Source organism: Kineosporia sp. NBRC 101731 (assembly GCF_030269305.1).
Classification (GTDB): domain Bacteria; phylum Actinomycetota; class Actinomycetes; order Actinomycetales; family Kineosporiaceae; genus Kineosporia.
In genome coordinates, this window is the sequence record NZ_BSTC01000008.1 from 302,130 (window position 1) to 329,052 (window position 26,923).

Sequence of the window (26,923 nt, forward strand, 5' to 3'; positions counted from 1 at the left end):
GCGAGGTCCGGATGATCCGGACGCGCCCACGTGATGTAGAGGGACGATCATGGGAAAGTTCTCGATCAGGAGTGCCGGCCGGGCCGCAGTGGCCTCGCCGGTGAAGAGTGACGGCCGCCGCGGCGCCACGCACGAGGGTGGGCGGGGGTACGGGCGCGACGCCAAGTCGGAGCTCTATCTGCTGGCCGTCACCAACATGGTCTCCGAGAACACTTTCTACGAGGCCGCTTCGGATCGGGACCAGCGTTTCCGCGCCCTGGTCCACGCCGTCACCCTCGAAGATCCCAGCTGGATAGCGCGTTTCGTGCCCTACCTGCGGGACGGGATGAACCTGCGCTCGGCGTCGGTGGTGATGGCGGCCGAGTACGCGCTGGCCCTGCGGGGGGCCCCGGAATCGACCCGGGCCCAGGCACCTTCGGTGCGAACGGTGATCGGTGCGGCGCTGCGGCGAACGGACGAGCCGGGCGAGTTCATCGGGTACTGGAAGTTGCGTACGGGTAAGGTGACGCTGCCCGGCGGTGTGCAGCGAGGCGTGGGTGATGCTGTCGCACGGCTTTTCTCGGAGTACGGCGCGCTCAAGTACGACGGGCGCAGCCACGGTGTGCGGCTCGGCGACGTCATCGAGCTGACCCATCCGCGGGCGGGCAGTGCGGCGCAGGGTGACCTGTACACGTACCTGCTCGACCGGCGTCATCACCCCGACGAGGTCCGCGCCGGCCTCGGACGGCTACCGATGATCACGGCGAACCGCGCGCTCGACGAGATGCCGCAGGAGCAGCGTGCGGCGTTCCTGCGGGAGCCGGGTGCGCCCGCGCGGCTCACGGAGGCGGGCTTCACCTGGGAAGAGCTGTCCGGCTGGCTGAACGGGCCGATGGACGCGGCGGCCTGGGGCGCGGTGCTGCCGTCGATGGGCTTCATGGCCCGGTTGCGGAACCTGCGGAACTTCGACAAGGCAGGACTGACCGACGCCGCAGTGGCCCCGGTCATCGCCATGCTCAGCGATCCGGTGAAGGTGGCGCGTTCCCGGCAGTTCCCCTTCCGGTTCCTGGCCGCGTACCGGGCCGCACCGTCGCTGCGGTGGGCCTACCCGCTGGAGCAGGCGGTGAACCACAGCCTGGCCGCCGTGCCGTCCCTGCCGGGGCGCACGCTGATCCTCATCGACCGGTCCGGCTCGATGTGGGCGCCGCTGTCGGCCCGCTCCGACCTGAACCGGGCCGACGCCGCCGCGATCTTCGGCACGGCCCTGGCGGCCCGGGCACAGGATGCGACGCTCGTGCAGTTCGGCACGACCAGCCAGGTCGTGGCCCGGAAGAAGGGGGAGTCGGTGATGAAGGTGCTCGACCGGTTCGGTGACCTGGGTGGCACCAACACCGCCAGTGCCCTGCGGGAGCGCTACGCCCAGCACGACCGGGTCGTCATCGTGACCGACGAGCAGGTGAGCCAGGGCCAGAACGTCGACGCGGCCGTTCCGCCCCAGGTTCCGCTCTACACCTGGAACCTGGCCGGTTACCAGGCGGGACACACCCCGTCGGGCCACGCGAACCGCCACACCTTCGGCGGGCTGACCGACGCCGCTTTCCGGATGATTCCCCTGATCGAGGCGGGAAAGTCCGCGGACTGGCCGTTCTGACGCGTACCGGGTGGGGGTCGGTGATCCCCACCCGGCACGCCCCTGGTCCCTCGACGTCGTGACCTACGACCGTGGCCTGCCCGGAACACACCTCACTACCGTGATGCCGTGCGCCGTACCGAGGGGAGACGCCTGGTCGTGCTCGCCGCCGTGATCGCGGTGCTGGCCGGCCTCCTGGCCATGCATGCCCTCTCCATGGGCGGCCACGGCGACCACCCGCAGACCGGCGTCACCACCCATCAGGAGCACGGCCGGACCCCGGCGCCTGATCACGATCAGCACGAGATGACGACCATGTGCCAAGCCGTGCTCAGCGGTGCGGCGGCGTTCGTCCTGCTGCTTCTGGGGCTGGGTCTTCTTCGCCGGCGGGTGTTCCGCGAAAGTCCTACGAACACCTGCGCGACCACCTCGTCCTTCATCGGACAGCACCGAAGACCACCCCCGTCCCTGACCGAACTCTGTATCAGCCGGACCTGAGTCGCGTCTGCCCGCCGACGACTCGAACCGCTCTGATACGAAGGGTTTCCTCAGTATGCGCACCAACAAGTTCATCGTTGCCCTGGCCGTTCTCGTGCTCACCGGATGTGCCGGTACGAGCACCTCGACCGCCGATCACACCCGCGCCGACGTGACGTTCGCGACCGGCATGATTCCGCATCACGGCCAGGCTCTCACGATGGCCGACCTGGCCCTGGACAAGGCCGAGAGCCCGCAGGTCAGAAAACTGGCCGAAGAGATCAAGGCCGCCCAGGACCCCGAGATCGTGCAGATGTCAGGTCTTCTCAAGGGATGGAATCAGCCCGTCCCGACGGTCACGGGTCACGTCCACGACATGGTGGGAATGAGTCACCAGGGTTCCGGCATGATGACCGCCGCCCAGATGATCGAACTGGAGAACGCGAAAGGCGCCACGTTCGACCGGGAGTGGACAGAAATGATGATCCAGCACCACCAGGGCGCGGTGGCCATGTCCGAGACCGTGCTCGACGAGGGCAGTAGCCCCGCGATCGAGACCCTCGCCGGGGCGATCATCCAGGGCCAGACCGCCGAGATCGACGCCATGCAGGCTCTGCTGGAAAAGTCTCTGTAGGCGAACGGACGCCCTCCCGCCCCGGGCGGGAGGGCGTCCGCCAGCAGGCGTCAGAACTCTCGCCAGGTCCAGCGCCCGCCGAGAAGGGTTCCGGCGACGGGTAGTTCGCGTAGCTTTTCGGGGGACAGCGTGGTCGGGTCGTGATCGAGCACGATCAGGTCGGCCGGCTCGCCCACGGCGACACGGGTGCGGGTGCTGGCGTCGAGGGCCACGGACACCGGGATGTTCTGCTCCGGGTGCCAGGGCTCGCGGCCGTCACGACTGCGGCCGGTGGCGGCGGAGATCGCCAGCCAGGGGTCGAGCGGAGCCACCGGTGCATCTGAGCCCAGGTGGAGCTGCGCGCCGGCGTCGAGCAGCGACCGGAATGCGAAAGCCCTTCCGGTGCGCCCCTCCCAGTGATGGTCGGCGACGTCGCGGTCGTCCATGGCGTGTTCCGGCTGCACGCTGGCGACCAGGCCGAGCCGGCCGAACCTCTCGAAGTCGTCCGCGCCGACCAGCTGGGCGTGCTCGATGGTTCCGGGCACGCCGAGGCGCTCGAACTCGTCCAGCACCTGCTGGTTGGCCTTGTCGCCGATGGCGTGGACGGCGGCCTTGATGCCGTTGCCGTAGGCGGTCTCCAGCAGATCGCGCAGTTCCGACGGGGAGACACTCTGCACCCCACAGGCGTGCGGGTGGGCCGGGTCGAGGCCGGGGTACGGGTCGTGGCACAGGGCGGTGCGGGTGTTCAGTGAGCCGTCCACGATCACCTTGAGGCGGCCGAACGAGATCAGGCCTTCGGGATCGAGCACGTCGCCCGTCCGCAGCCCGGCCGCCACCGCCGCCGCCAGACGGTCCGGCCAGACCGAGGCCTGCACGCGCAGCGCCGTGACCCCGGCCGCCACCCGGGCGGGCCACTGGGCCACGTTGTCGGCACTCTCGAAATCCACGACCCCGACGACGCCCCGGCGAGCAGCGGCGTCCGCGGCCTCCCGGTAGTGGGCCACGTCGGGAGCGCTCTCACCCACCAGTGCGTTGGCGTCGATCCACTCGGCCTCGCGCACCAGGCCGAACTCGTCGGGTGTGACCCCGAGCCGGGCCGCGGCCCGGGAGTTCACCCAGCCGCAGTGCAGATCACCGCTGACCAGGATGACCGCTCGGTCCGGGGCCACCGCGTCCAGCGCCGCCAGGCTCGGCGGGTGCGGCCACAGGCCGTCGCGGAACCCGTAGCCGACCAGCGCCGTGCCGTCGTCGGGGCGGGTCGCGAGGGCTTGTGCGACCACGGTCAGGGTGTGCTCGGCGCTCAGCGTGCCGGAGAGGTCCAGCCGCCGGCGGGCCTTCACCCACTGGGTGAAGTGCACGTGGGCGTCCCACAGGCCCGGTCCCAGCCACCGACCGTCGAGACGCACCTCCTCCAGGGGCTCGACGACGTCCTCCGGCAGGGGATCTCCCGCAGGCAGCACGGCGTGGATCTTCCCGCCGAGCAGCACCACGTCCGCGAGCCCGGTCGTCCCGGGCCGGCGGGCCTGGCGCAGAACCATTCCCTGGGTCATCAGTCCTCCTTGATCCGGCGTGAAGTGGATCGCTGACGTAGCGTACGGCCCCCCTGGCCGAGGCGGTTGAAGGGGCCTCTGGGCAAGGCAACCCTGAGTGCAGTGAAAGTGCCTGTATGGCAGAAATTGCGCTCTGTGCCTACGCTTTGGTGGCGCACGGGTCTTCGCGACCTGCCGGGTGGGGCGGACGAAGGAGTCACCATATGCACCGTTCACTGCCAGTTCTTGCCGCGATCGCCGTGCTCCTGGCGGCCTGCGGCGGCCCGGCCTCGTCCGACAGTAGTTCCGGCACGGGAACTCTCACCGCCGTGATCGGCTACGGCAACAACCAGAGCTGGGACCCGACGCAGACCGCGTCGGCCTTCTCGATGGCGGCCTTCACCAACGTCTACGAGCCGCTCGTGGCCGGCGACCCGATCACCCGTGAGCCGGAGGCCGCGCTGGCCGCGGTACCGGACGAGGTGGACGGCACGACCATCACGTTCCAGCTGCGCGAAGGGGCGAAATGGTCGGACGGGAAACCGGTGACGGCCGACGACGTGGTGTTCACCTACGACCGCATCCTCGATCCGCAGGAGAACGTGCAGCTGCGGGCCTTCTTCTCGGGCTGGCTGGACGAGGTGGTGGCCAAGGACGACTCGACGGTCGAGTTCCGGCTCAAGCGTCCCTTCCGGTACGCGCTGAACCGGGTCGAGACCGCGATGATCGTGCCGCAGCACGTCTTCGACGGGAAGTGGGAAGAGGCGGCGGCCGGTAAGACGCTCGGGTCGGGGCCGTACGAGATCAGTGAGCAGGCCGCGCTCGACCACACCACCTTCGTGAAGAACGACCAGTACAACGGTGATCATCCGGCGCAGTACGACTCGATGGTCTGGAAGTCGATCGTCGACGCCGCACCCCGCGTGGCGGCCGTGTCGGGGGCCCGGCCGCAGGCGCAGATCGCGGACAACATCCCGCCGGCCAACATCGATCAGCTGCGCAAGGACGGCCGCCAGGTCGAGGCGGTGCAGGGGCAGAACAACGTCTTCCTGATGTTCAACACCCAGAAGAAGCCGTTCGACGACAAGCGGGTGCGGCAGGCGCTGCACTACGCGATCGACGCCGACAAGGTGGTCTCGGTCGCGTTGAAGGGGCAGGGGGTCGCGGCCACCTCGTACCTGAACCCCGAGCTGGAGGCCTACCAGAAGGCGTCCACCGACTACGCCTACGACCCGGCGAAGGCCCAGCAGTTGCTGAAGGAGGCCGGGGTCAGCAATCTGAGCATCACGCTGGGCTCGACCAACACCTCGCTGGTGGCCGACACGATCAACGTGATCAAGGAGGGCTGGGACGCGGTCGGGGTGAAGACCACGCTGAACGCCCAGGACACCAAGGCCCTGTTCTCGAAGCTCGACGGCGGCGAGGACTACCAGGTGGTGGCGGCCTCGGGTAACCCGCAGCAGTTCGGCAACGACCCCGACCTGATCGAGCGCTTCTACTACAGCCCGGCCTCGCTCTGGTCGTCCACCTACGCGCGGTTCCAGGGGCCTGACGCCGACGCGCTGTACGACCAGATGGACAAGGCGGCGTACGCGGAGGACGACGCGACGGCGAAGAGCGAGAACAAGAAGGTGCTCGACACCATCGCCGACGAGGCCGTGCTCTACCCGGTGGTGTTCACCCGGCTGGTCACGGCCTGGGTGCCCGACCGACTGGGAGATGTTCAGGCCCAGGGCTATCCGGGCATCAACGTGCTGCGGGCCCAGCGGATCGACGCGCCATGACGGTGGTGGCGCGGATGCTGGCCCGGCGTCTGCTGCTGTTCGTACCGCTGGTGCTCGGGGTGATCCTGTTCGTCTTCGTGGTGATGCGGTTCGCGCCGACTGACCCGGCGCTGGCCGCGTTCGACGGGGGCAACGCGACGGCCGAGCAGCTGGAGGCGTTCCGGGAGGCGAACGGGCTGAACGACCCGCTGCCGGTGAGGTACGTGCACTTCGTGATCGACCTGCTGCACGGCGATTTCGGTACCTCACTGATCACCCGTCAGCCGGTGCTCGACACGATCCGCACCGCACTGCCCCTGACTGTGCAGCTGACGGCGCTGGGCATCGTGATCGCGCTGAGCGTGGCCACGCTGCTGGGGGTCACGGCGGCGGTGTTCCGCGACCGCTGGCCCGACCAGCTGATCCGCCTGGTCAGCCTGATCGGGGTGGCCGCCCCACCGTTCTGGGTGGCGTTGCTGCTGATCCAGTGGCTGGCGGTGGGCCGGGGCATCTTCCCGACCGGGGGTTATGTGAACCTGGCGGAGGGGATCGGGCCCTGGCTCAATGCCCTCGCCCTGCCCGCGGTCTCGCTGGCGCTGCCGGTGGCGGCCCAGATGACGCGGATCATCCGCACCTCGGTGGTGGAGGAGCTGGACAAGGACTACGTACGCACGGCCCGGGGGCTGGGTCTGCCGCCGCTGGTGGTGGTCGGGCGCAACGTGCTGCGCAACGCCCTGGTGAATCCGCTGACCGTGCTCGGCCTGCGGATCGGGTACATGCTCGGCGGGGCGGTCGTGATCGAGACGATGTTCGCGTTGCCGGGCATGGGGCAGAACATGATCCAGGCCGTCGGCGACGGTGACACGGCCAAGGTGCAGGGCTTCGTGCTCACCATCGCGGTCGGGTTCCTCGTGGTGAACCTCGTGGTCGACGTGCTCTACCTGATGGCCAACCCCCGATTGAGGACGAACTCGTGAGGCTCCGTGCGGGGCTGGCGGTTCTCGAGCGGCCCGGGATCCGTTTCCGTCGACTCGGCTGGGCGTCCGGACTGGCTCTCCTGGTGCTCCTGCTCCTGGTGATGCTGGCCCTGCTCGCTCCGGTGATCGCGCCGTACAGCCCGAACGCGATCAGCGCGGACACCGGCGGGCCCTCGGGCGCCCACTGGTTCGGGGTGGACGACAGCGGTCGCGACGTGTTCACCCGCCTGCTCTACGGCACCCGCTGGTCGCTGGCCATCGGGCTGCTCGCCACCCTCTTCGCGCTGGTCTGCGGGGCCGTTCTGGGTGCCTTCACGGCTACGGCCGGCCAGGCGGTGGACGAGCTGGTGATGCGGGTGCTCGACGTGGTCATGGCGTTCCCGGGCATCGCGCTGGCGGCCGTGCTGGTCGCGGTGTTCGGCCGGGACATCCCGGTGCTGATCCTGGCCATCGGCTTCCTCTACGTGCCCCAGGTGACGCGGGTGGTGCGGGCGAACGTACTGGCCCAGTACGCCGAGGACTACGTCGCGGCGGAGAGGACGATCGGGGCGCGACGGTTCTACACCCTGACCCGGCACGTGGCGGTGAACTGTGCGGCGCCGGTGCTGGTGTTCTGCACGATCCTGGTGGCCGACGCGATCGTGTTCGAGAGCTCACTGTCGTTCATCGGTGCGGGTATTCAGCCGCCTGACCCGTCGTGGGGCTCGGTGCTGGCCGACGGGAAAGACCTGGTGCTGATCGGTGGCTGGTGGGCCACACTCTTCCCGGGCCTGCTCATCCTGGTCACCGTGCTGGCACTGAACCTGCTGGCCGAGGGGGTCTCCGACGCCTGGGCCGCTCCTGCGGCGCGGCCGCAGGCGCAGCAGGCCGTGGCGGCCGATGTCGCCCGGGCCGCCGCGCAGAACGTTGCGCCGGTGCTGCCCGACGATCAATTGAGGACGGTGGGGGCACGTCTGCGCGGACGTCACCGGGATCTCTCGGCGGCCGAGGTGGTGCTCGACGTGCGGGGGCTCTCCGTCACCTTCCCGGCGCGACACCGGGGAACCTCAGTGGTGCAAGACATCTCGTTCAGCGTGCGGGCGGGGGAGGTGCTCGGGCTGATCGGTGAGTCGGGGTGCGGCAAGTCCCTGACGGCGCTGTCGGTGATGGGTCTGCAGCCGCCGGGCGCGGTTGTCTCCGGGGCGATCGATTTCGGGGGTCACGATCTGCTGGGACTGCCCGCCCGGGAGCGGCGCCGGCTGATGGGCCGCGAGATCGCCATGGTCTATCAGGACGCGCTCAGCTCGCTGAATCCCGCGATGACCGTGAGGAGCCAGCTCAAGCAGGTGGTGCGGCGGGGCGGTCACCGCACCCCGGCGCAGCTGCTGGAGCTGGTCGGCCTGGAGCCGGAGCGCACCCTGCGGGCCTATCCGCACGAGCTCTCCGGCGGTCAGCGGCAGCGGGTGCTCATTGCCCTGGCGCTGTCGCGTGAGCCTCAGTTGATCATTGCCGACGAGCCCACGACGGCTCTCGACGTCACCGTGCAGGCCCAGGTGATGGAGCTGCTGCTGCGTCTGCAGTCCGAGCTGGGTTTCGCTCTGGTGCTGGTGTCGCACGACCTGGCGCTGGTGGCCGATCACACGGACCGGGTGGTGGTGATGTACGCCGGGCAGGTGGCCGAAACAGCGCTGACGGCAGACCTGATCGCCCGATCGCAGCATCACTACACCCGTGGGCTGCTGGCCTCGGTGGTGTCCATCGAGCAGCAGGAGCAGGTGCTGGCCCAGATCAAGGGGGTGGTGCCGTCACCGGCGGACTTCCCCGGCGGCTGCCGGTTCGCCGATCGCTGCCCCGCGGCCCAGGAGAACTGTTCGGTGGAACGGCCCTTCTTGCGCGGCGACGACGAGCACCTGGTGGCGTGTCACTACCCGGTCGAGGTGACCAGATGACCGACTTGATGCAGCTGCGCGACGTGTCCGTCGTCCATAAGATCCGCGGTTCAGGTCTTTTCGGAAGCGCGGCGGTACACGCCCTGACCGGGGCGACCCTGACGGTCCGGGCCGGGGAGACCGTCGGCGTGGTGGGGGAATCCGGTTGCGGCAAGACCACTCTGGCCCGGGTGCTGGTCGGTCTGCAGCGGCCGAGCTCGGGCGACGTGAGTTTTCGCGGGCAGTCGCTGTGGTCGATGTCGGCCCGGGAGCGGCGCCTGACATTCGGCGCCCACATCGGCACGGTGTTCCAGGATCCCTCCACCGCGCTGAACCGGCGCCTGTCGGTACAGCGCATCATTGCCGACCCGCTCGTGGTGCATCAGCGAGGTTCTCGCGCCTCGCGGGCCGAACGGGTGCGGGAGCTGATGAATCTTGTCGGGCTGCCGACGGCCGTGGCCGATGCCCTGCCCTCCCAGCTCTCGGGTGGTCAGCGGCAGCGCGTGGCGATCGCCCGGGCCCTGGCGCTGGAACCAGCGCTGCTGGTGGCCGACGAACCCACCTCGGCGCTGGACGTGTCGGTGCGGGCGCAGATCCTCAACCTGCTCGACGTGCTGCAACGAGAACTGGGCCTGGCCATGGTGTTCGTGTCACACGACATCCAGACCGTGCGCCGGATGTCCGACCGCATCGTGACCATGTACCTCGGCCGGATCGCGGAGGAGGCACCGGCGACGGGCGTGTCCCGGCACCCCTACACGCACGCCCTGTTCGCCGCGACTCCGCGACTGCTCACGGCCGCCGAGCCGATCCCGCTGCGCGGCCGCGTGCCGTCGGCGACGAATCCCCCGTCCGGATGCAACTTTCGCACCCGTTGTTGGCGGGCCACGCCGGAGTGCGGCGAGGCCCTGCCCCCGTTGACGGTGGAGGAGTCGGGCGTCAGCTACCGCTGCCTGCACCCGATGGTGGACGAAGGTCAGCGGGGACACTTTGCATGATCACGAACGAAAAAGAGGGGAGGGAGAGGGGCAAGAAAACCTTCCGTGATCATGCAAAATATCCCCAGAGTTCTAGAACTCTCAGCTGTCGGCGATGGTCTCGAACCGTTCCCGGAGTTCCTCGCCCGACCAGCCGTGCATCAGGCAGAGCAGGAGCAGGAGGCGGGCCTTCACGCCGGTGAGGTGGCCGCCCCACAACAGGCCGCGGCCCAGCAGGTCGATCTCGCCACCCGGGTAGCCGTACGTGTGACGCAGGGTCGGGCCCGCTCCGGCTCGACTGCACAGGACGATCGGCAGGTCGCAGGCGACCACGGCGTCCACTGCTCCGGCCGTCACATGACCCCCACCCATGCCCTCCAGCACGACACCCGCGTAGCCGAGTCCGGCCAGTCCGGGCAGGAGGCGCAGGTCGTCGTCCACACCGGTGCTGACGAGAGCCACCGCCGGGGGGTCCGACGGCAGCACAGGCACCGGCAGGTTCGGTGCCGGGCTCGCGGACAGCGGCAGGTGCGTCTGGCCCTCGCGCACCAGCCCGAGCGCGCCCCAGGGTGCGGCGGTGAAGGCGTCGGTGTGCACGGCGCTCTCCTTGCGCACGGTGCGCCCGGCGAAGATCCGGTCGGCGAACACCACCAGCACGCCCCGGGCCTGCGGTGACGAGGCCACCTGGACGGCGGCGACCAGGTTCGCGGCACCGTCGGCACCGGGGGTGTCCCGGTCGCGCATGGCCCCGGTGATCACGACCGGGCGGTGGGATCCGGCGCCGAGCAGGTCGAGGAAGAACGCCGTCTCCTCCAGGGTGTCGGTGCCCTGGGAGACGACGATGCCGCAGACGTCGTTCGTGGTGCCGATCAGCTCCCGCAGGGCGAAGAGATCGGCGAGGCCGAGCGAGGGGGAGGGCAGCAGCCGGAACTCGTGCGGTACGACCTGCACGTGGGGCAGCCAGGGGGCGAGCTGCCCGGCCAGTTCGTCGGCGCCGCTGCGGGGAACCACACCGGGTGTCCCGTCGCCGGCCGAGGAACTGATCGTGCCTCCGAGGGTGATCAGCAGAACCTTCTTCACAGGGGTCAATCTGAGGCCCACCGGCCTCTCGCGTCGAATCGGGCACCTGTGGACCTGACCGGGGCCTGACCGGGGCCTGACCGGGTCCTCGCCGGTTCCTGACGGACGGTCTGGCGCCCGTCACCTGAAGTCACCTGAAGTCAGCTGAATGCTTCGTGTTCATCAGTGAAATGAGACACCGCATGACCGCTGCACCTAGCGCCGACTTTCGTTGCCAGAGCTTTGTGATGCGCGTGAAACTGGCGAGAGCGCTGATGCGTACGGACGCGTTCATTCGGCGAAGGCGCGTCCGTGACACTGGTTTCTGTCTTGACGGGGTGCGGCGGTGACGAGTCAAGTTGTCGAGTCTGGCTTTAGTGGACAAGGTTTCGGTTCCCTCGGAGGCATCACGGTGTTCCGGGTGCACGAGAGCGAGTGGCGGGTGCTGCGGGAGGCCCGGCTGAAGGCTCTGGAGACCTCTCCGGAGGCGTTCTGCGGGAACTATGCGCGGGAGCGGCTGGTGCACCGGCGGACCTGGCGGCGCCGGGCCCACCAGCAGCAGTGGACGGTGGCGAGATCGGGCTCCCGGATCGTCGGGCTGGTGGGGATGCTCGACGAGCCGGACCGGGAGGAGGGGCCGCTGGAGACCCGGTGCATCGAGTCGGTGTGGGTGCACCCCGACTTCCGCCGGCGCGGGCTGGTGCGGCTCATGCTGCAGGGGATCGAGGAACAGGCCCTGCGGCAGGGGGTGGGCACGCTGATTCTCTGGGTGCTCGAATCGAACCGCCCGGCCTGGGAGGTCTACCGCCGACTGGGTTACCGGCCCACCGGCCTGTTCCAGGACATCACGGCCGGTGGCCGGCTGGAGGTCGAGCACCGGCTGAAGAAGGTGCTGGGCTGACCTGATCTCGAGACCGGGGGATTGCCACGGGCCGTGGGGAAGGTTCGCGGCAATCCTTTTCCGGCTTACCCGGCGGATGGGGTGAATCACGTAAGGCCGGGTAACTGAATGCACCGGGAAGAATTCCCTCCGCAATATGTGCGGGACGGCTTCGTGGCGCATTATGGTTCCGCTGTCTTTCACCTTTTCCGCAGACGGAGAGCGACGGCGTGGCCACGTTAACGGGTGAGTGGGTCCGGTCCGGATCGCGCCTGCCGCTGGACATCGTGAGATTGACCGAGGCCGACTGGCGAACGCTGGCGGAGGTGCGTCTGCGGGCCCTTCGCGACTCGCCCGCGGCCTTTCCGGTGGACTGCGAGAAGGAGCAGGGCCGGGTTCCCCAGGAGTGGCGGGACCGGCTGGCCGACTCGGACTGGGTGGTGGCCCGCCGGGAGACCGACGGCGAGATCGTCGGACTGGCCCACCTCACCGCCGAGCCGAAGCCCGACCACGGCCCCTACCCGCCCGCCGAGGTGAGATACATCGAGTCGGTCTGGGTCGCGCCCTCTGCCCGGCGGCAGGGGGTGTCGCAGCGGATGATCCAGGCGCTGGAGGCGCAGGCCCGGCAGGACCCGCAGATCCGCAGTCTGCTGCTCTGGGTGCTCGCCGGTAATCATGTCGCCTGGAACGTTTACCAACGGCTGGGTTTCGTGCCCACTCGGGAGCGTAAGCATCGCTTCTACACCTCGGACGCGACCTACGTCTGGGAACGCCGGATGCGCAAGATGCTCTAGGCAGCGGTGAGCCCGAGGTGCTCGAGCGCCGCAGCCCCGCCGTTCCATCGCTGGGTGGCCCGCTCCCAGTCGGCCAGATCGGCCTGCCACGCCTGGAGGAAGCCGGCGCACAGGGCGGGGCTGATGCGGCTCAGCTGGTCGGCGGCGGCGCGTAGCGAGCGCACCGCCCGGGGTTCGTGCTGGTTGAGCAGCAGGGTGGCCGTGCGCTCCAGATCGGCGCCGCGAGCGGCGATGAAATGTTCCCAATATTCGGCCGTGGCCTCGCGAAGTCTTTCGGGGAAAGACATTTCCGAGGGTTGACGGTCGAACAGCGCGTACAGGCCCTCGGCCAGGAGATCGCCGAACTCTTCCTGCCGGGCCCGCAGCGGGTTCGCGTACGGGTCGTACGGAGCCTGCCGGGCCTCGCCGACCTGGGCCAGTTCGCGGTTGGCCGCGTGGCGTGAGAAGAAGAACCAGTCTTCGTTGTAGATGTCGGGGAAGAAAGGCAGCGGCTGGTCGGAACAGTTCACGCCCAGCGCCCCACCGGTGACGAAGTTGTCTTGCGGCAGCCCGGCCAGACGGCGGGCGTGGCAGACCACCGAGTTGTCGGGGAACGAGCGGCAGACCAGGCCGGCGACCTGCCGGGAATCCAGCTCGCGAGCCAGCCGGTCGGCGGTGGGCAGATCGAGACCCGCACTGCCGGAGGTGGAGTCGATGTCGTCGTCGAGGAAAAGAATCTTGCTCCAGCCCTGCCGGCGGGCCAGGAGCAGGCCGAGGTTGCGTTTCAGGCTCAGGTCGCTGCTGCGGCCCGAGCCGGCCCGGGCGAAGACGGACGACGCGGTGCGGTGCGGCAGGATCGCGTGGGTGTAGTGCCGGGGCACGTCGATCGCGATCGCGTGGCAACCGGGTGTGCGGTGTGCCCGGTGGGCCACCTCGGACGCCTGCGTGTGGCGACTGCACAGGGCCACGAGCTGCACCCCGAGCCGGGCGGACAGGTCGAGGGCGCTCTGCAGGGCCGCGGCGCCCCGGGAGGCGGGTACCACGATGGCATCGAGGGGAGTGGTCTGCGTGGTCCAGGGGAAAGCATCTTTTGCTAGAGCGTTTTCGTTCAGGAGTGCAGCGTGGGACGGGTGCTGACGTACGCCGTTGTCATGTACGGACGGGTAGGTCAGCGCCGTCACGACACGTCCTCGTCGCTCTCCGAGGTCCACTCGAAGAGCCGGGCGCGGGCACTCTTGAAGTCGGGTGCGATCACCTTGCCCTGGATCACCGGAACCCGCATGAGCAGGGCGAAGCCACCGCTCGGGAAGCGCTCGCCGAGGAACTCCTGATTGCCGGCCCGGATCGTCTCGTCGGTGACCGACAGGGCCGCCCCGAGCACTCCCCGGCTGTGGATGCCGTTGAGGATCGTCAGGGTGCGGTTGGAGTTGAAGGGGTTGGCCACCCGGGCGACCAGGGCGACGTCTTCGATCAGCTCACCGGTCTTCTCGTCGGTGACCGGGAAGAACACCTGCTCCGGGGTGGTGCCGGACTTGGTGAGCCGGAACACCTCACCGGTGGCCAGATCGGGGTGGTCGATCTGCTCGACCGGCATGTCGATGAGGGAGAGCACCCGCCGGGTGGTGCGGCTCCAGCCGATACCGCCGATCAGCACCAGGTGGTTCTGGATCTCGTTGCGGCTGACGCTGTCTGACGTGCGGTAGAAGACCTTTCGCTCCGGGTTCAGGGCCCGGATGTGGCCGAAGACCTCGATCAGCGCGTCGGTGTCGGCGAACTGGTGCAGCAGCGTGTAGTTCGGGGAGTCCTCGGCCGCCAGCGGGCCCCGCGAGTCTTGCGGTGCGTCGGGGCAGATGATGACGATGTCGCCGTCGTCGAAGTCGAGCAGCGTGCGCTGGCCGGTGTCGGCCTCGACCTCCTCGCCGCCCTGCAGCAGGTCGAGCAGCTCGGCGTGCAGCCGGTCGTACTCCAGCAGGTCTTCGGGAGTGTCTTTGAGCTCTTGCGGTGAGGGCAGATGCGCCCGGCGGCCGTCGAACGAACGCTGTACCGCGAAGAACCGGGCGTAGGCCTCGAGGCGGATGGGCGTGGGAGTTTTCGGGTTGTTGGCCGACTCCCAGGAACTCAGGGTGGCCGGCGCGACCCGCGCCTCGGTGCTGAGGGCGCCGGCGAGCAGACTCTGGGTGAGGCCCGGACGACCCTCCCGGAGCTCTTTCAGCCTCTGCGCCAGACGCGCCGCGTTACCCGCACTTGCGGCCATGCCCAACCCCCTCCAGGTCAGACTGCGGATGCGAGCGTAATGAAATGAAACGTCCGCATTCGGAGTCTACGGTCTTACTGAGAGCTTGGCGAGGTTCACCCAGGGTTGGGTGTACCTCGGGGCAACTTTCGCCCAAGCTCGGGTGGGGTCCGGTCGGCATGACGGGGTGCACCTTTTCCGGCTTACCGGTGGACGGTGTCGTGCGGGCCGGGTGAATGGTGCCGGTAAAGCCGGGTTCCCTCGGGCGGGCCGGCCGGATATCTGCCTAATCTGACGCATGGATACGCATTCACCCATTCCCGGCCCGGCCGATTGACGAGGGCCGTGGAATGACTACTTTTCCCGAACAGGTTCGTGCGCTGGAACGCGGTGACTGGCGCGCCGTGATCGGCGGACCGATCGACACGACCGCCGGCCGCCGGACCGCGACGCATCTGGCGCGCTGGGCGCGTCTGGTCGCCGACAGCATGCGACTGCAGACCCTGGGCCGGGTCACGCAGGCCCACCACCAACTGGAGGAGGCCGCGTCGTCGCTCGCCGCGGCCACCGGTCGCACCGGTCGTCGGTCGCCCGGGGCGCAGCCGCATCCCTCGCGGGTGGCCGAACACCTTCTCTGGCGGGCCGGCCTGGTCCTGGCCCGGGAGCAGAACGAGCTGAACGCCCTGCGCCGGTTCAGCGGACGGATCGCCAAGGGCCGGCCGGAGCTCGTCTGCGCCGGTGTCGAGTACCTCACCTGGGTCGAGTTCGACCCCTTCTCGGTGCGCCCGGGGCGGGACGACGCCCGGCTGCTGGGGCTCGACGACCCGGCCGCCGCGGAGCGGTTCGGTACCGGCAACCGGATCGACCTGTGTACGCGGGCCACCGGCCTGCGGGAGTTCGCGGGGGTGTGGGACGGCCCGGTCAGTGGACGCACCTGGCAGCGGATGGGTGGGTACCGGGGGATCCGCGCCGAGGCTCTGCTGTTGCTCGCGGCGCGGGAGGAGTCCCGCTCGCCGGACCCGATGCAGGCCGCGCCGCGACTTGGCCGCCTGCGGGCCTGGGAGTACGCCCGTCAGTGGAGTGCGGACAGCGTCCCGGGTGCAGTTGCCTGAGCGGGGAAAGATTTGAGGGTGAGTTTCGCGAGGGCCGGCCGAGCACCAGGTGACTTCCGGCGGTGGGGAAAGTGCGGAGTTCGTCGGTCCGGCGCCGGAACCTGGAAGTGCAGGTCGGTGACCGGACGGAGTTACCTAGAGATCGTGAAAGTCCGGCAGCGTGACTTCGGCTGCTGCGCGATGCACCCACGCAGCACGCTCATGGCATGAACACGACTCGAAGACAACTCCTCCGGACCGTCCCGGTCGTCCGGATCCCCCTCCAGCACAACAACTCGCAGGCGACCACCGACACCGGGGCGGGACCGGCGTCCACCATCGGGCAGCCGGGGACCACCCCGTCGGAACCGGCCCGGCCACCCCGGAAGGTGCTGCCGGACCAAGGGGCCGGCAGGCGTCCACCCTTTCCGCCCTACCTCACCCGCCTGCTGAGGGGCACCGCCCTGCTCGACCTGGCCACCGGCGTCCTGATGGTGGGCGTGCAGACCGGTCGGGTGCCCGGCACCTCCCGGGTGTGTGAGGTGGCCACGCTCGGCGGTCATCCGCAGGTCGTGGGCCTGGTGGCGGTGCTGGTCGCCGTGGCCCTCGGGGTGGCCGCACTCTTCACGGCCGGGCTGACCCGCGCCGGATCCGCCGCCACCGTCGGTCTCGTCGCCACGGCTGTGCTCGGCCTGGCGGCCGCGGCCGGGGTGATCCTGGTGGCCGCGCTCGTCCTGTCCATCGCCGGCCTGACGTCCGGCATCGTGCTCAGCATCATGATGGGCGCTGTCCGAGGGGAACTCACGAGATGAACACCCGGATGACCACCTCTTCGACCGCCCCTTCGGCGGATGGACGACGGCCGTCGCCGATCCGGGGATGGCGGCCCTGGCTGTTCGTTCTGCTCGACGTGATGGCGGTGGCCTGGATGACCACGGCGGGCGGCTGGTTCGACGACCGATTCGCGGTGATCACCCTCGGCGGCCATCACCATCTGGTGGCGGCCCTGGCCGCAACCAGTTTCGTGATCCTGGCCGGCCTGGCCGGCTCGACCCGGGGTTTCGCCCGGGCGTCCGGGCCCGAGCTGGGGCTGCTCGCCGTGGCCGTGGTGCTGACCCTGGTGGCCTGGGCGGGTCTGCTGATTCTGGTGCTGCTCGTGGTGCTCGGCGGAACGACCCTCGGTCTGCTGGTCAAGCTGGCAAGGCGTTGAGTCTTTGAGTCGTTGAGGCGCCGGTCTCAGGACTCTTTCTGCCGGGCCCGGTAGGCCCGCACGTTGGCCCGGTTGCCGCAGGTGGCCACATCGTGCCAGGAGCGGCTGTTGTTCTTCGACCGGTCATAGAAAACCGTTGCGCAGTCCGGATTCTGGCAGCGCTTGAGACGGCGGAGCAGATCCTGTTCCCGGGCCCGGAACAATTCCAGGGCCACCGCGGACGAGATCCAGCCGATGCCGGTGCCGCCGGGTGCTGCCTCCACCCCGTTCGGGCCGGCGGTCACGGTCACCTGGGATTCCAGCGCCGGGACGTCACTCTCACCGGTGACGACACCGTAGAGGCTGTCCCGGACCGTGGCGAGCCGCGCCAGGTCGGCATCCCGGAGCCGGAGGCTCACGGCCTCCAGCCCCGGGTGGACGGACTGCCAGTCGGCCAGCACCCCGTCGAGCCATTCCTGCGCCGTGCCGGTCTCGTCCAGCAGGTCGATCCGGTAGATCAGCGGCCCCTGTGTGTTGAGCAGCTCCTGGGTGAGCAGCAGCGAGTCGGGGGCGACCGAGGTGGACAGTCGTTCTGTCGCAGCGAATCTAGGCATCCTCAGTCTCCTTCCCGGGCGCTTCGGCCTCACACCATAGCGAGCGCCTCCGGCGGCCCGGTCAGCGCGCCCTTGGCGAACCGGCTCACCTCGTCCGCGAGGTACTCGGTGTCGCCGGCCAGGATCGCCGCGACCGTGCCCTTCGCCACGTCGGCCGGGTCGATCTTGGGCACGTCCAGGGCCGCGGTCATGTCGGTCCTGGCGTAGCCCAGATGTACACCCAGCACCTGTGTCCCGGACCGGGCGAGGATCGGGCGCAGGGAGTTGGTCACCGACCAGAGCGCCGCCTTCGAGGCGCCGTACACCCCGGAACCCGCGAGCCAGCTCAGCACCGAGTGGATGTCGACCAGCGCCCCGCCGCCGTTCGCGGCCAGGATCGGCGCGAAGACCTGGGCCACCCGCAGCGGGCCGAACACATTGGTCTCGAACACCGCCCGGGCGTCGTCGGGGCTGATCTCGGTCAGGGCCACTGGAGCGATCGTGCCGGCGTTGTTGATCACGATGTTCACGTCGGGCGCGGATTCGGCCAGGCGCAGGATCGAGTGCTCGTCGGTCACGTCGAGCGGGAGCGGCACCAGGCGGGGGTCGCCGGTCGGTGCGGGCTGCCGGGCCGTGACGTAGACCTTGGCCGCCCCCTCGGCGAGAAGTGCCTGCGCAAAGGCCTGACCCAGCCCGCGCTGTCCGCCGGTGACCAGTGCGACTGCGCCCTTGACGGTGGTCATGTGGTGCTCCTTCGTCGGTGTTCGGTAAGTAGTAAACATGGAACACCTATTACTAGCCTGGCCGCAAGATGCTTTCTCGTTTTGGTTCTGTCGGTAAATGAGGGACGCGGGTCACGAGCGATCGCGAAGGCTGGGTCGGGATGGGACGGGAGTGCGGCTGGGGGACGATGCGCGATGGGGTGTATCGGGGGAGGCTGGGACCCATGAGCCTGCGCGCGCTGATCACGAATGACGACGGAGTGTCTGCCGAAGGGCTTCGGGTGCTGACCGAGGTCGCGCTGGCCGCCGGGCTGGAGGTGACCGTGGCCGCGCCGCACGAGGACCGCAGCGGGACGGCGGCGATGCTGAGTGCCCTGGAATCAGGTGGGCGGCTGGTCTACGACCGGGCCGAGGTTGCGGGGTGCAAGGCCTACGGGGTCCACGCGTCGCCGGCGATGATCGCGTTCGCCGGGGTGCGGGGCGCCTTCGGGGAGGTACCCGACGTGGTGCTCTCCGGCATCAATCACGGTGCGAACACCGGTCGTGCGGTGATCCACTCGGGCACGGTCGGGGCGGCGCTCACGGGAGCCAGTCATGGGGTACCGGGGCTTGCGGTGTCGTTGGCGGGGGCTCCCGTGACGCACTGGGACACGGCCCGGGTGGTCACCGCGCGGGCGCTGGACTGGTTCCTGCAGCACCGGGCCGGGCTGGTCGCGGTGAATGTGAATGTTCCTGACGTGGCGCCGGACGGCCTGTTGGGACTCCGGTCTGCGGATTTCGCGGGCTTCGGCTCGGTCCAGGCCGAGATCGGGGAGTTCGGCGAGGGTTTCGTGACGATGGCGTTCACCGAGCTCGGGGAGGAGGTCGCGCAGGACAGCGACCTGGGCCTGCTGCGGAAGGGCTGGGCCACGCTGTCGTCGATGCGCACACCGATCGTGGCGGATCTGGACCTCCCGGCCGGGCTGGACCAAGGGCTGGAGTAGAAGGCCTGCTCCCGGTCCCCACCGTTAGGCGTCTCGACCGGGCCGGTTACCAAGCGAACGGACGAGGGCCAAGGTCCCCGGTGTGGCCATCGGAAACCGCACGCAATCCTGGCGGGGCCCACCGGGGTGGCACGTCGTCATCCATTGGTCGCTTTTGCGTCACTTGCCGGTGTCTTCGTGGCCCCCGGCAGCCACCAGCCTGAGGTTCATGCCTCACCATTTCTCCCGGCGCGGTGTTCTGCGCGGTGCCGCCGGCGTTGCCGGCCTGGCCGCCACCAGCGGCTTCGCATCTCCCTCGCTGATCACCCGGAACCGGGCGGCGCTCACGCACGGCGTGCAGTCCGGCGACGTCACCGCCGACAGTGCCGTGGTCTGGACCCGCTCCGACCGTCCCGCCCGGATGTTCGTCCAGGTCTCACCCACCGGCCGGTTCACCGAGCACAGCCGCACCTACCGCGGTCCGGTGCTGACGGTGAAGAGCGACTTCACCGGACGGGTCGATCTCACCGGTCTGCCTGCGGGTGAGGACATCAGCTACCGCGTGGTGCTGGGCGAACCGGACTCGCACCGCGTGGTCGGGCAGCACGTCGACGGCCTGCTGCACACCGCCCCGCGGCGCCCGCGGGACGTGCGCTTCCTCTGGAGCGGTGACCAGGCGGGTCAGGGCTGGGGCCGCAACCCGGATCTCGGCGGGTTCCCGATCTACCGGGCGATGCGGGCGCGCGACGCGAACTTCTTCCTGCACTCGGGCGACTCGGTCTACGCGGACGGCCCGATCACCGGCGACGTCACCCTGCCCGACGGCCGGATCTACCGGAACGAACTGGAAGAGGCCAAGTCCCACGTCGCCGAGACGCTCGACTTCCGGGGTGCGCACCGCTACAACCTGGGCGACGCCGGGATGCGGGCCTTCCTCGCGCACACCCCGCTGGTCTGCCAGTGGGACGACCACGAGGTCAGCAACAACTGGTACCCGGGCGAGATCCTCGACGACACGCGCTACACCGAGAAGGACACCGACGTGCTCAAGCGTCGCGCCTACCAGGCGTGGACCGAGTACCAGCCGCTGAGCACGAAGACGGTGAAGGAGCACCAGATCTACCGCAAGGTCTCCTATGGCCCGACGCTCGACATCTTCATCCTCGACATGCGCACCTACCGCAACGCCAACACCCCGGGTCTGGAGGCGGGCGGCATCTCGGCGGACGGCGGCATTCTCGGCGGTGAGCAGGCCCGCTGGCTGGTGCGGGAACTCCAGGCGTCGAAGGCGACCTGGAAGGTGATCCAGTCGGACATGCCGATCGGCCTGGTGGTGCCGGACGGCGCCGACATCGAGGCCGTGGCCCAGGGAACGGCCGGCGCGCCGCGCGGCCGGGAACGCCAGATCGCGTGGATCCTGCGGGAGATCAAGCGTCGCCAGATCGTCAACACGGTGTGGCTGACGGCCGATGTGCACTACACCGCGGCCCACCACTACGACCCCTCCCGCGCGGGCTTCACCGACTTCGACCCGTTCTGGGAGTTCGTCAGCGGACCGTTGCACGCCGGCGCGTTCGGCCCCAACGCCCTGGACTCCACCTTCGGCCCGCAGCAGGTCTTCGCCGCCACCCCGCCGCGCGCGAACACCTCCCCGCTGGAGGGCTCCCAGTTCTTCGGTGAGGTCGAGATCGACGGCTCGTCGAAGGATTTCACGGTGTACCTGCGCGACATCGAGGGAAAGTCGCTCTGGTCGAAGACCCTGAAAGACCAAACCCCGTCGTGATCATGCAAAACCTCCCCGGACTTCTAGAACTGTCAGCAGGAGAGTTCTAGAACGCTGGGGAGGTTTTGCATGATCACGGACGAGGTGGTGGGGTGCCGTAGACACTTTGCATGATCACGGAGGGAGGGGTGATGGTTTGTAACACGGGCGACCTAGCATGACCCTCGTGCTCGCTCCCGGAACCGCCGCGCTGCTCGCGCTGGCTGATCAGCGTCTGCCCAGTGGTGGGCACGTGCACTCGGGGGGTGTCGAACAGGCCATCACCGACGGGCTGATCACCGGGGTGAAGAGCCTGGAGCGCTTCCTGGAGCGCCGCCTGCGCACGACCGGCCTGGTCACCGCCGGTCTGGCGGCCGCCGCGGCCACGATCACCACCCCCGCCCAGCTCCAGCGTCTCGACCGCGAGGCCGACGCCCGCACCCCTTCACCCGCCCAGCGGCTGGCCTCCCGGGCCCAGGGTCGCGGGCTGCTGCGCACCGCCAGAGCCACCTGGGCCGCGCCCTCCACCACACTGAGCTGGACCGACCTGGGCCCCCGGCCGCATCACCCGATCACCCTGGGCTGCGCCTGCGCCGCGGGCGGAGTGACCCCACAGGGCGCTGCGCTCGCCGCCGCCTACCTCTCGGTCAGCGCGCCCTCGACCGCGGCCCAGCGACTGCTCGCCCTCGACCCGGTGACCGTGGCCGCCGTGACGGTCCGCCTCGGTCCCGCGATCGAGCAGGTCGCGGCGGTCGCTGCCCACAACCTCGAGTTCGAGCACCTGCCCGATGATTCCGACCCCCTGCTGGATCTGCTGGCCGAGCGCCACGCCGCCCGAGAGGAGCGCCTCTTTGCGTCCTGACCTGTATCTCTCCGACTCCGCCGACGGTGGAGCCCGCCTGGGTGTGCCGCGCCCCGCGGCCCTGCCGCACGAGCTGCCCGGCGAGGACCCGCACGAGCACCTGGCCGGGCCCGGGCGTCTGTCCGGTGAGGACGGCCCGCTGCGCGTGGGCATCGGCGGCCCGGTCGGCTCGGGCAAGACCGCGCTGGTCGCGGCCCTGTGCCGGGTGCTGGGCGAGAAGCTTCAGCTGGGTGTCGTCACCAACGACATCTACACCACCGAAGATGCCGACTTCCTGCGCCGCAACGCGGTTCTGCCCGACGAGCGCATCGTCGCCGTGCAGACCGGCTGCTGCCCGCACACCGCGATCCGCGACGACATCACCGCCAACCTCGACGCCATCGACGACCTGGTCGAGCGTCTGGCCCCGCTCGACCTGGTGCTGGTCGAGAGCGGCGGCGACAACCTCACGGCGTCGTTCAGCCGGGGCCTCATCGACGTGCAGATCTTCGTGGTCGACGTGGCCGGTGGCGACAAGGTGCCGCGCAAGGGCGGTCCGGGCGTCACCACGGCCGACCTGCTGGTGATCAACAAGACCGACCTGGCCCCGATGGTCGGCGCCGACCTGGACGTGATGAGCGGCGACGCGCACAAGGTGCGGGGTGACAAGCCCGTGGTGCTGCAGTCGCTGCGCGAAGACCCGGGCGCCACCGACGTGGCGAACTGGGTGCTGGCCCAGATGGCGCGCGTGCCCGCCTAAATGGACTCCCGGATCGAGATCGTCGCAATTCACCGGCGGGGTCGCACCGTCATCGAGTCTGTCCGCGGCGGCGGCCATTTCGCCGCCCGGCAGACCGGTGAGGGAGAGATTCACCTGGTCGGCATCGCGGCCGGCCCGCTGGGTGGTGACCACGCCGTCATCGATGTGCACGTGCGGGCCGGGGCCCGGCTGGCCGTGCGCAGCGCGGGCGCGACGATCATTCAGCCCGGGCGCCTGCGGCCGGACTCGGTGATCGAGCTGAACCTGTGGGTGGACGACGACGCGCAGCTCGACCTGGCCACCGAGCCGACCGTGGTGTGTCACGGTGCCCGGCACGAGAACCGCACCACGCTGGCCCTTTCCGGATCCGGTCAGGCCCGCGTGGTGGAACAGGTGCTGCTCGGCCGGGCCTACGAAGGACCTGGCGAGTGGTCGGGTCGCACCGTGCTCACCCGTGACGGCGAACCGCTGCTGCGGCACACGCTGCGCTCGGCCGTGGTCGCGGTCGGGGGCACCCGGGTGATCTCGACGCTGGTGCGCACCGGTCTGGAGAAGCCGGAACCGGCCACGCACGGCGACGCGGTCGCCCTGCCCCTGGCCGGCGGTGGCCTGCTGGCCACCGCGACGGGCTCGGACCTGTTGCCGGTACAGGTCGATCTGCTGGCGGCGGAAGCTATCTCGTGTAGGGCTGCGACGGCTGACGTCGCGGCGGCTGCTTCTTCCGGTTCGGGTAGCTGAGGATCGCGATCGCCGAAACGGCCATGATGCTGCCACCGATGAGCCAGGGCCAGATGCCACCGGTCAGTTTTCCCCCACCCGACGAGCCCGACGAGCCCTCAGAAGCCGCGGCCGCGGTCGTCGGGGTGGCTGTCGGGGTGGCGGTGGCGCCCGGCGACCCACTGGCCGTCGGAGTGGCGCCGGCCACGGTGCCGTCCGTGCCCACGCTCAGGGTCTTGCCGGGCGTGGGCTTGGTCCCCGTGTACCGGTAGATCTTCATCTGCGTGATCGTGAACGCCGCCGGCAGCTTGGTCTTCGAGGTCGGCTTCCCGGTCAGGTCGTCACCGGTGGTGGTGGCCATGCTGATCCAGCGTGAGCCCTTGTACGAGTTGGTGGAGTAGAAGATCTCCTTGCCGTCCAGCCGCACCAGGAGATGCTTGGGCGCCCACTCGATCGTGTATGTGTGGAACTTCTTGTTGGCGAAGTTCTGCTCGGAGAAGGCCTGTTCGGAGCCCTTGCCGTAGCCGTTGCTGACGTAGGCCGTGTCCTGGTCCGGAGCCAGCAGCTCGATGCTGGTCAGCGCGTTGCTGCTGTCTTTCGACGGGGACAGGGTGAGGTAGCTGTTGATGCCCTTGCCCGCGGGCACCTTGGCCTTGACCTCGAACTTGCCGTAGGTCTGGCCCCAGCTCCAGCAGCCCACGCCGCCGGTGGTGTACGGCTGGCCGTCGGTCTTCTTCTTCTCGACCTCCAGCTTGAGCTCACCACCGCTCATCACGGCGTTGCTCTCGGACCAGGCGCTGTTGCCGGCGGTGTACTCACCGGAGTACTTGATGCAGCCGTCGGGAAGGGTGGACCCGTTGAAGTTGACCTCGCTGTGCAGCGCCCAGCTCGACTTCTTGGCTGCTACGGGTGCTGGGGCGGCTTCGGGGGCCGTGGCACTGGCGGCGACAGCCGGCGCACCTGCCATCACGGTGGCGGCGAACATCGCCGCGGTGGCCGCGAGGTAGCTCTTGCGCCTCATGCCTGCCACTGCCTGCCTCTCAGAAGGGTTCGGGAGTCGTTGTACCTTACGCGCCATTCCTGTCACCTGAAGAACCGCCGGTCGGGTGACGCCCGCTCGGGTGACGGGGCCGTGCCGCCGACCAGCCACACCACCCTCCTGCCGATGCATGCCCTCGGCAAGGGCAGCATGCGGTCCGGTTCCGGGAGGGCTTGTGGCACGGGCAGAAAATGGTGGACGTCGTTCTCGCCCGGTGGGGGTCCCTCCCGGTAGGAGGGGCCGGCACCGCTCCACCCTCGCGGCCGTGTCGATCGGCCTGGCCGTCGTGGCCGGTGGCCTGCTCACCACGGGAGCGCTCGACCCGGTGGTGACCGACGTCGTCGCCCTGGCCACCTCTGACCGGTCGGACCGGGCGGACGAGCCGGAAGGGCTCAAGGCCGGCAAGGTCGCCGACTGGATGTACTACGAGGACGTGCCCGAGTGGTCGTCGGTGCGCGGTGTACCCCAGGTGGCCCGCCCGACCGGGCCGGCTCAGCCCGGCCGGCCGGCGATCGCACCGCCCGAGCATCCGCACCGGTTCATCTTCTCCGGCCCGCCCCCGATGCCGACCTACAAGCTCGAGCCGCGCGACAACTGCATGCAGCCGCACAACCCGGTCTCCATCGCCCACAACTACGTGGTGAAGGCCATCGGCAACGGCTCCGTCTCGGTGCGCTGGTGGGACATGGGCGACCCGGACACCCAGCAGTACGAGGTGGTCGCGGTGCCCCAGTACGTCAACCAGTTCGACTACTCACGGCCGAAGGCTGACCCGCCGAAGACCTTCACCGCGGTGAAGGCGACCAAGGGCTGCAAGCAGATGAGGACGACCGTCACGAACCTCACGGTGGGCGCCTCGTACACTTTCTCCCTGATGGGTATCAACAAGTCCCCGCTGAACGGGCGCCTCTACTCGATCACCCGCGCGGCCAGTGAGGTCATCAAGATCACGTGACCTGGATCGTCATCGCGGCCGTGATCGTGGGCCTCTACGCCCTGAGCTGCCTGCTGATGGTGGTCCTGGCCCACCGCCTGCCCCCGGGCCTGCTGAAAGACCTGGCCGGGTTCCTGCCCTCCTGCGTCACCGCCGCGCGCCGGCTGCGGCAGCACCCCGACGTACCGCGCCGGGCCCGGGTGGCCCTGCTCGTGGCCGTGCTGTGGGTGCTCTCGCCCATCGACCTGATCCCGGAGTTCCTGCCCGTCATCGGCCCGCTCGACGACGTGGTGGCCGTGGTGCTGCTGCTGAGGTACGCGGCCCGCAGCATCCCGCGTCCGGTGCTGCTGGCGGCCTGGCCCACCGATCCGCGTCTGCTGGAAAGACTTCTCGGCAAGCCCGCGGTGAGTTCGTGAGGGCAAGGTTCGGGAAAGTCCTGCCCTGGCTGATCCTGCTGTTCCTCGTCGTCGCCCTCTCGACGGTGCTCGACCTGGCCGGCCTGCCCTCGCCGGTACTGTTCGGCGCGCTCGTCGCCGGTCTGGGCTACGCGCTGATCGCGCCGCGTACGCCGGCGGTGCCCGGCTTCGCCTTCACCACCGGCCAGGCCGTCCTCGGCGCGGCGATCGGCAGCACCCTGGAGCCGAGCACCCTCACCGCCCTGGGCGCGGACTGGTTGCCCGTGCTGCTGTCCTGCCTGGCCACCCTGCTGCTGAGCGTGGCGGCCGGCTCCGTACTCATGCTCAAACCCGGAATCTCCACCGCTACCGGCGTCTTTGCCATGATCGCGGGCGGGGCCTCGGGCATCGTGGCGATCTCGCGGGATCTGGGCGCCGACGACCGGGTGGTCGCCGTGGTGCAGTACCTGCGGGTGCTGATCATCCTGCTCGGGATGCCGCTGGTGGCGCAGGTGGTGTTCAGCCCCGAGCCGACTCCCGGGATCTCGTTGCTCGTCACGCAGAGCGTGGAGCCGGCGCTGCCACACGCCGGGCTGATCATCGCCGCCCTGGCCCTGGCCGTCGGCCTGCCCCTGGCCCGCTTCGTCCCGATGCCCGCCGGTGCCCTGCTCTTCCCGCTGATCGTCGCCGCGGTGCTGGCCGGCACCGGCACGATCGCCGCGACCGTGCCGGACTGGCTGCAGAACATCGGGTTCGCTCTGATCGGCCTGCAGGTCGGCCTGCGGTTCACCCGGGAGAGCCTGAAGGCCGTGGCCTCGGTGCTGCCCCTGGCCGTGGCTGCGATCATCGGCCTGATCGTGGTCAGCGCGGGTCTGGGCGTGGTGCTGGCCCACGCCACCGGCCGCACCTCGCTGGAGGGCTATCTGGCCACCACACCGGGCGGTCTCTACGCGGTGCTGGCCACGGCGGTCGGCAGCGGCGCCGACGTCACGTTCGTGCTGATGGTGCAGGTTGCCCGGTTGTTCGTGATGCTCTTCTGTGCCCCGCTTCTGGCCAGACTGCTTGCCGGACCCCGGGCGTAGTCAGTTCGGCCCAAGCCGGACCCAACCTGGTTCGGACCA

Annotated in this window: 27 protein-coding genes; 20 read left to right on the forward strand and 7 right to left on the reverse strand. The window is 69.5% G+C overall.

What is annotated here, in order from left to right; genetic code table 11:
• Positions 1-49 precede the first annotated feature (49 nt).
• The 3 genes from QSK05_RS23015 (at position 50) to QSK05_RS23025 (ending at position 2,720) form a co-directional block, all read left to right on the forward strand.
• Positions 50-1,630 (forward strand): TROVE domain-containing protein, encoded by a 1,581-nt coding sequence (locus QSK05_RS23015; RefSeq protein WP_285599367.1) that lies wholly within the window; start codon positions 50-52, stop codon positions 1,628-1,630.
• Positions 1,631-1,738: 108 nt separating this feature from the next.
• Positions 1,739-2,107, forward strand: coding sequence for a DUF6153 family protein (locus QSK05_RS23020; protein WP_285599368.1), 369 nt, complete (start codon positions 1,739-1,741; stop codon positions 2,105-2,107).
• 55 nt (positions 2,108-2,162) lie between these two features.
• Positions 2,163-2,720, forward strand: coding sequence for a DUF305 domain-containing protein (locus tag QSK05_RS23025; protein WP_285599369.1), 558 nt, complete (start codon positions 2,163-2,165; stop codon positions 2,718-2,720).
• A gap of 50 nt (positions 2,721-2,770) precedes the next feature.
• On the opposite strand, the gene QSK05_RS23030 is transcribed toward QSK05_RS23025, so the two are convergent.
• Complete coding sequence (locus QSK05_RS23030; RefSeq protein WP_285599370.1) at positions 2,771-4,249, reverse strand: amidohydrolase; 1,479 nt, start codon at positions 4,247-4,249, stop codon at positions 2,771-2,773.
• Positions 4,250-4,452: 203 nt separating this feature from the next.
• On the opposite strand from QSK05_RS23030, the gene QSK05_RS23035 reads away from it, so the two are divergent.
• From QSK05_RS23035 to QSK05_RS23050, 4 genes are read left to right on the forward strand one after another with little or no spacing between them, the layout of a single operon-like run.
• Positions 4,453-6,012: an ABC transporter substrate-binding protein gene (locus QSK05_RS23035; RefSeq protein ID WP_285599371.1), complete on the forward strand. Its 1,560-nt coding sequence runs from the start codon at positions 4,453-4,455 to the stop codon at positions 6,010-6,012.
• Positions 6,009-6,968, forward strand: a complete 960-nt coding sequence (locus QSK05_RS23040) for an ABC transporter permease (protein WP_285599372.1) — start codon at positions 6,009-6,011, stop codon at positions 6,966-6,968. The genes QSK05_RS23035 and QSK05_RS23040 overlap by 4 nt, the downstream gene beginning before the upstream one ends.
• Positions 6,965-8,896, forward strand: a complete 1,932-nt coding sequence (locus tag QSK05_RS23045) for a dipeptide/oligopeptide/nickel ABC transporter permease/ATP-binding protein (RefSeq protein WP_285599373.1) — start codon at positions 6,965-6,967, stop codon at positions 8,894-8,896. Before QSK05_RS23040 ends, QSK05_RS23045 begins: the two co-directional genes overlap by 4 nt.
• On the forward strand, positions 8,893-9,873 hold the full coding sequence (locus QSK05_RS23050; RefSeq protein WP_285599374.1) for an oligopeptide/dipeptide ABC transporter ATP-binding protein: 981 nt from the start codon (positions 8,893-8,895) through the stop codon (positions 9,871-9,873). Before QSK05_RS23045 ends, QSK05_RS23050 begins: the two co-directional genes overlap by 4 nt.
• An 81-nt stretch (positions 9,874-9,954) precedes the next feature.
• Here the strand turns inward: QSK05_RS23050 and QSK05_RS23055 are convergent, their stop codons facing one another.
• The gene (locus QSK05_RS23055) at positions 9,955-10,932 is read right to left on the reverse strand and encodes an asparaginase (RefSeq protein WP_285599375.1); all 978 of its coding nucleotides are present in this window, start codon (positions 10,930-10,932) and stop codon (positions 9,955-9,957) included.
• A gap of 400 nt (positions 10,933-11,332) precedes the next feature.
• Here QSK05_RS23055 and QSK05_RS23060 point away from each other — a divergent pair, with 400 nt between their 5' ends.
• Both QSK05_RS23060 and QSK05_RS23065 read left to right on the forward strand, forming a co-directional pair.
• Positions 11,333-11,812, forward strand: a complete 480-nt coding sequence (locus QSK05_RS23060) for a GNAT family N-acetyltransferase (protein WP_285599376.1) — start codon at positions 11,333-11,335, stop codon at positions 11,810-11,812.
• 209 nt (positions 11,813-12,021) lie between these two features.
• Positions 12,022-12,585, forward strand: coding sequence for a GNAT family N-acetyltransferase (locus QSK05_RS23065; RefSeq protein ID WP_285599377.1), 564 nt, complete (start codon positions 12,022-12,024; stop codon positions 12,583-12,585).
• Here QSK05_RS23065 and QSK05_RS23070 read toward each other — a convergent pair.
• Positions 12,582-13,745 (reverse strand): hypothetical protein, encoded by a 1,164-nt coding sequence (locus QSK05_RS23070; protein ID WP_285599378.1) that lies wholly within the window; start codon positions 13,743-13,745, stop codon positions 12,582-12,584. The genes QSK05_RS23065 and QSK05_RS23070 overlap by 4 nt on opposite strands.
• Positions 13,742-14,818 (reverse strand): helix-turn-helix domain-containing protein, encoded by a 1,077-nt coding sequence (locus QSK05_RS23075; RefSeq protein ID WP_285599379.1) that lies wholly within the window; start codon positions 14,816-14,818, stop codon positions 13,742-13,744. The genes QSK05_RS23070 and QSK05_RS23075 overlap by 4 nt, the downstream gene beginning before the upstream one ends.
• 329 nt (positions 14,819-15,147) lie before the next feature.
• On the opposite strand from QSK05_RS23075, the gene QSK05_RS23080 reads away from it, so the two are divergent.
• From QSK05_RS23080 to QSK05_RS23090, 3 genes are all read left to right on the forward strand, one after another.
• Positions 15,148-15,909, forward strand: coding sequence for a hypothetical protein (locus QSK05_RS23080; protein ID WP_285599380.1), 762 nt, complete (start codon positions 15,148-15,150; stop codon positions 15,907-15,909).
• A gap of 206 nt (positions 15,910-16,115) precedes the next feature.
• Positions 16,116-16,700, forward strand: a complete 585-nt coding sequence (locus QSK05_RS23085) for a hypothetical protein (RefSeq protein WP_285599381.1) — start codon at positions 16,116-16,118, stop codon at positions 16,698-16,700.
• An 8-nt stretch (positions 16,701-16,708) separates the two neighbouring features.
• Positions 16,709-17,098, forward strand: coding sequence for a hypothetical protein (locus tag QSK05_RS23090; RefSeq protein WP_285599382.1), 390 nt, complete (start codon positions 16,709-16,711; stop codon positions 17,096-17,098).
• A gap of 26 nt (positions 17,099-17,124) precedes the next feature.
• On the opposite strand, the gene QSK05_RS23095 is transcribed toward QSK05_RS23090, so the two are convergent.
• Positions 17,125-17,691, reverse strand: a complete 567-nt coding sequence (locus QSK05_RS23095; protein WP_285599383.1) for a CGNR zinc finger domain-containing protein — start codon at positions 17,689-17,691, stop codon at positions 17,125-17,127.
• Between the two features lie 29 nt (positions 17,692-17,720).
• Positions 17,721-18,413 (reverse strand): SDR family oxidoreductase, encoded by a 693-nt coding sequence (locus tag QSK05_RS23100; RefSeq protein ID WP_285599384.1) that lies wholly within the window; start codon positions 18,411-18,413, stop codon positions 17,721-17,723.
• Between the two features lie 203 nt (positions 18,414-18,616).
• On the opposite strand from QSK05_RS23100, the gene surE reads away from it, so the two are divergent.
• The 5 genes from surE (at position 18,617) to QSK05_RS23125 (ending at position 23,455) form a co-directional block, all read left to right on the forward strand.
• Positions 18,617-19,375 carry a 5'/3'-nucleotidase SurE gene (gene surE, locus QSK05_RS23105; RefSeq protein ID WP_285599385.1) on the forward strand — a complete coding sequence of 253 codons (759 nt, stop codon included), beginning with the start codon at positions 18,617-18,619 and terminating at the stop codon, positions 19,373-19,375.
• Between the two features lie 208 nt (positions 19,376-19,583).
• On the forward strand, positions 19,584-21,137 hold the full coding sequence (locus QSK05_RS23110; protein WP_285599386.1) for an alkaline phosphatase D family protein: 1,554 nt from the start codon (positions 19,584-19,586) through the stop codon (positions 21,135-21,137).
• Between the two features lie 157 nt (positions 21,138-21,294).
• Positions 21,295-21,978, forward strand: a complete 684-nt coding sequence (locus QSK05_RS23115) for an urease accessory protein UreF (protein WP_502879810.1) — start codon at positions 21,295-21,297, stop codon at positions 21,976-21,978.
• A 61-nt stretch (positions 21,979-22,039) separates the two neighbouring features.
• Positions 22,040-22,717: an urease accessory protein UreG gene (gene ureG / locus QSK05_RS23120; protein WP_502879817.1), complete on the forward strand. Its 678-nt coding sequence runs from the start codon at positions 22,040-22,042 to the stop codon at positions 22,715-22,717.
• Positions 22,718-23,455 carry an urease accessory protein UreD gene (locus tag QSK05_RS23125; RefSeq protein WP_285599389.1) on the forward strand — a complete coding sequence of 246 codons (738 nt, stop codon included), beginning with the start codon at positions 22,718-22,720 and terminating at the stop codon, positions 23,453-23,455.
• Here the strand turns inward: QSK05_RS23125 and QSK05_RS23130 are convergent.
• Positions 23,391-24,455 (reverse strand): glycoside hydrolase family 16 protein, encoded by a 1,065-nt coding sequence (locus tag QSK05_RS23130; protein ID WP_285599390.1) that lies wholly within the window; start codon positions 24,453-24,455, stop codon positions 23,391-23,393. The two genes, QSK05_RS23125 and QSK05_RS23130, sit on opposite strands and share 65 nt — an antisense overlap.
• A gap of 283 nt (positions 24,456-24,738) precedes the next feature.
• Here QSK05_RS23130 and QSK05_RS23135 point away from each other — a divergent pair, with 283 nt between their 5' ends.
• Genes QSK05_RS23135 through QSK05_RS23145 form a run of 3 tightly spaced genes read left to right on the forward strand, consistent with a single transcriptional unit; the run spans position 24,739 to position 26,884 of the window.
• Positions 24,739-25,428, forward strand: coding sequence for a hypothetical protein (locus QSK05_RS23135; protein ID WP_285599391.1), 690 nt, complete (start codon positions 24,739-24,741; stop codon positions 25,426-25,428).
• 56 nt (positions 25,429-25,484) lie between these two features.
• Positions 25,485-25,823, forward strand: a complete 339-nt coding sequence (locus QSK05_RS23140) for a YkvA family protein (RefSeq protein ID WP_352302308.1) — start codon at positions 25,485-25,487, stop codon at positions 25,821-25,823.
• Positions 25,820-26,884 carry an AbrB family transcriptional regulator gene (locus QSK05_RS23145; RefSeq protein ID WP_285599392.1) on the forward strand — a complete coding sequence of 355 codons (1,065 nt, stop codon included), beginning with the start codon at positions 25,820-25,822 and terminating at the stop codon, positions 26,882-26,884. The genes QSK05_RS23140 and QSK05_RS23145 overlap by 4 nt, the downstream gene beginning before the upstream one ends.
• The last annotated feature ends 39 nt before the right edge of the window (positions 26,885-26,923 follow it).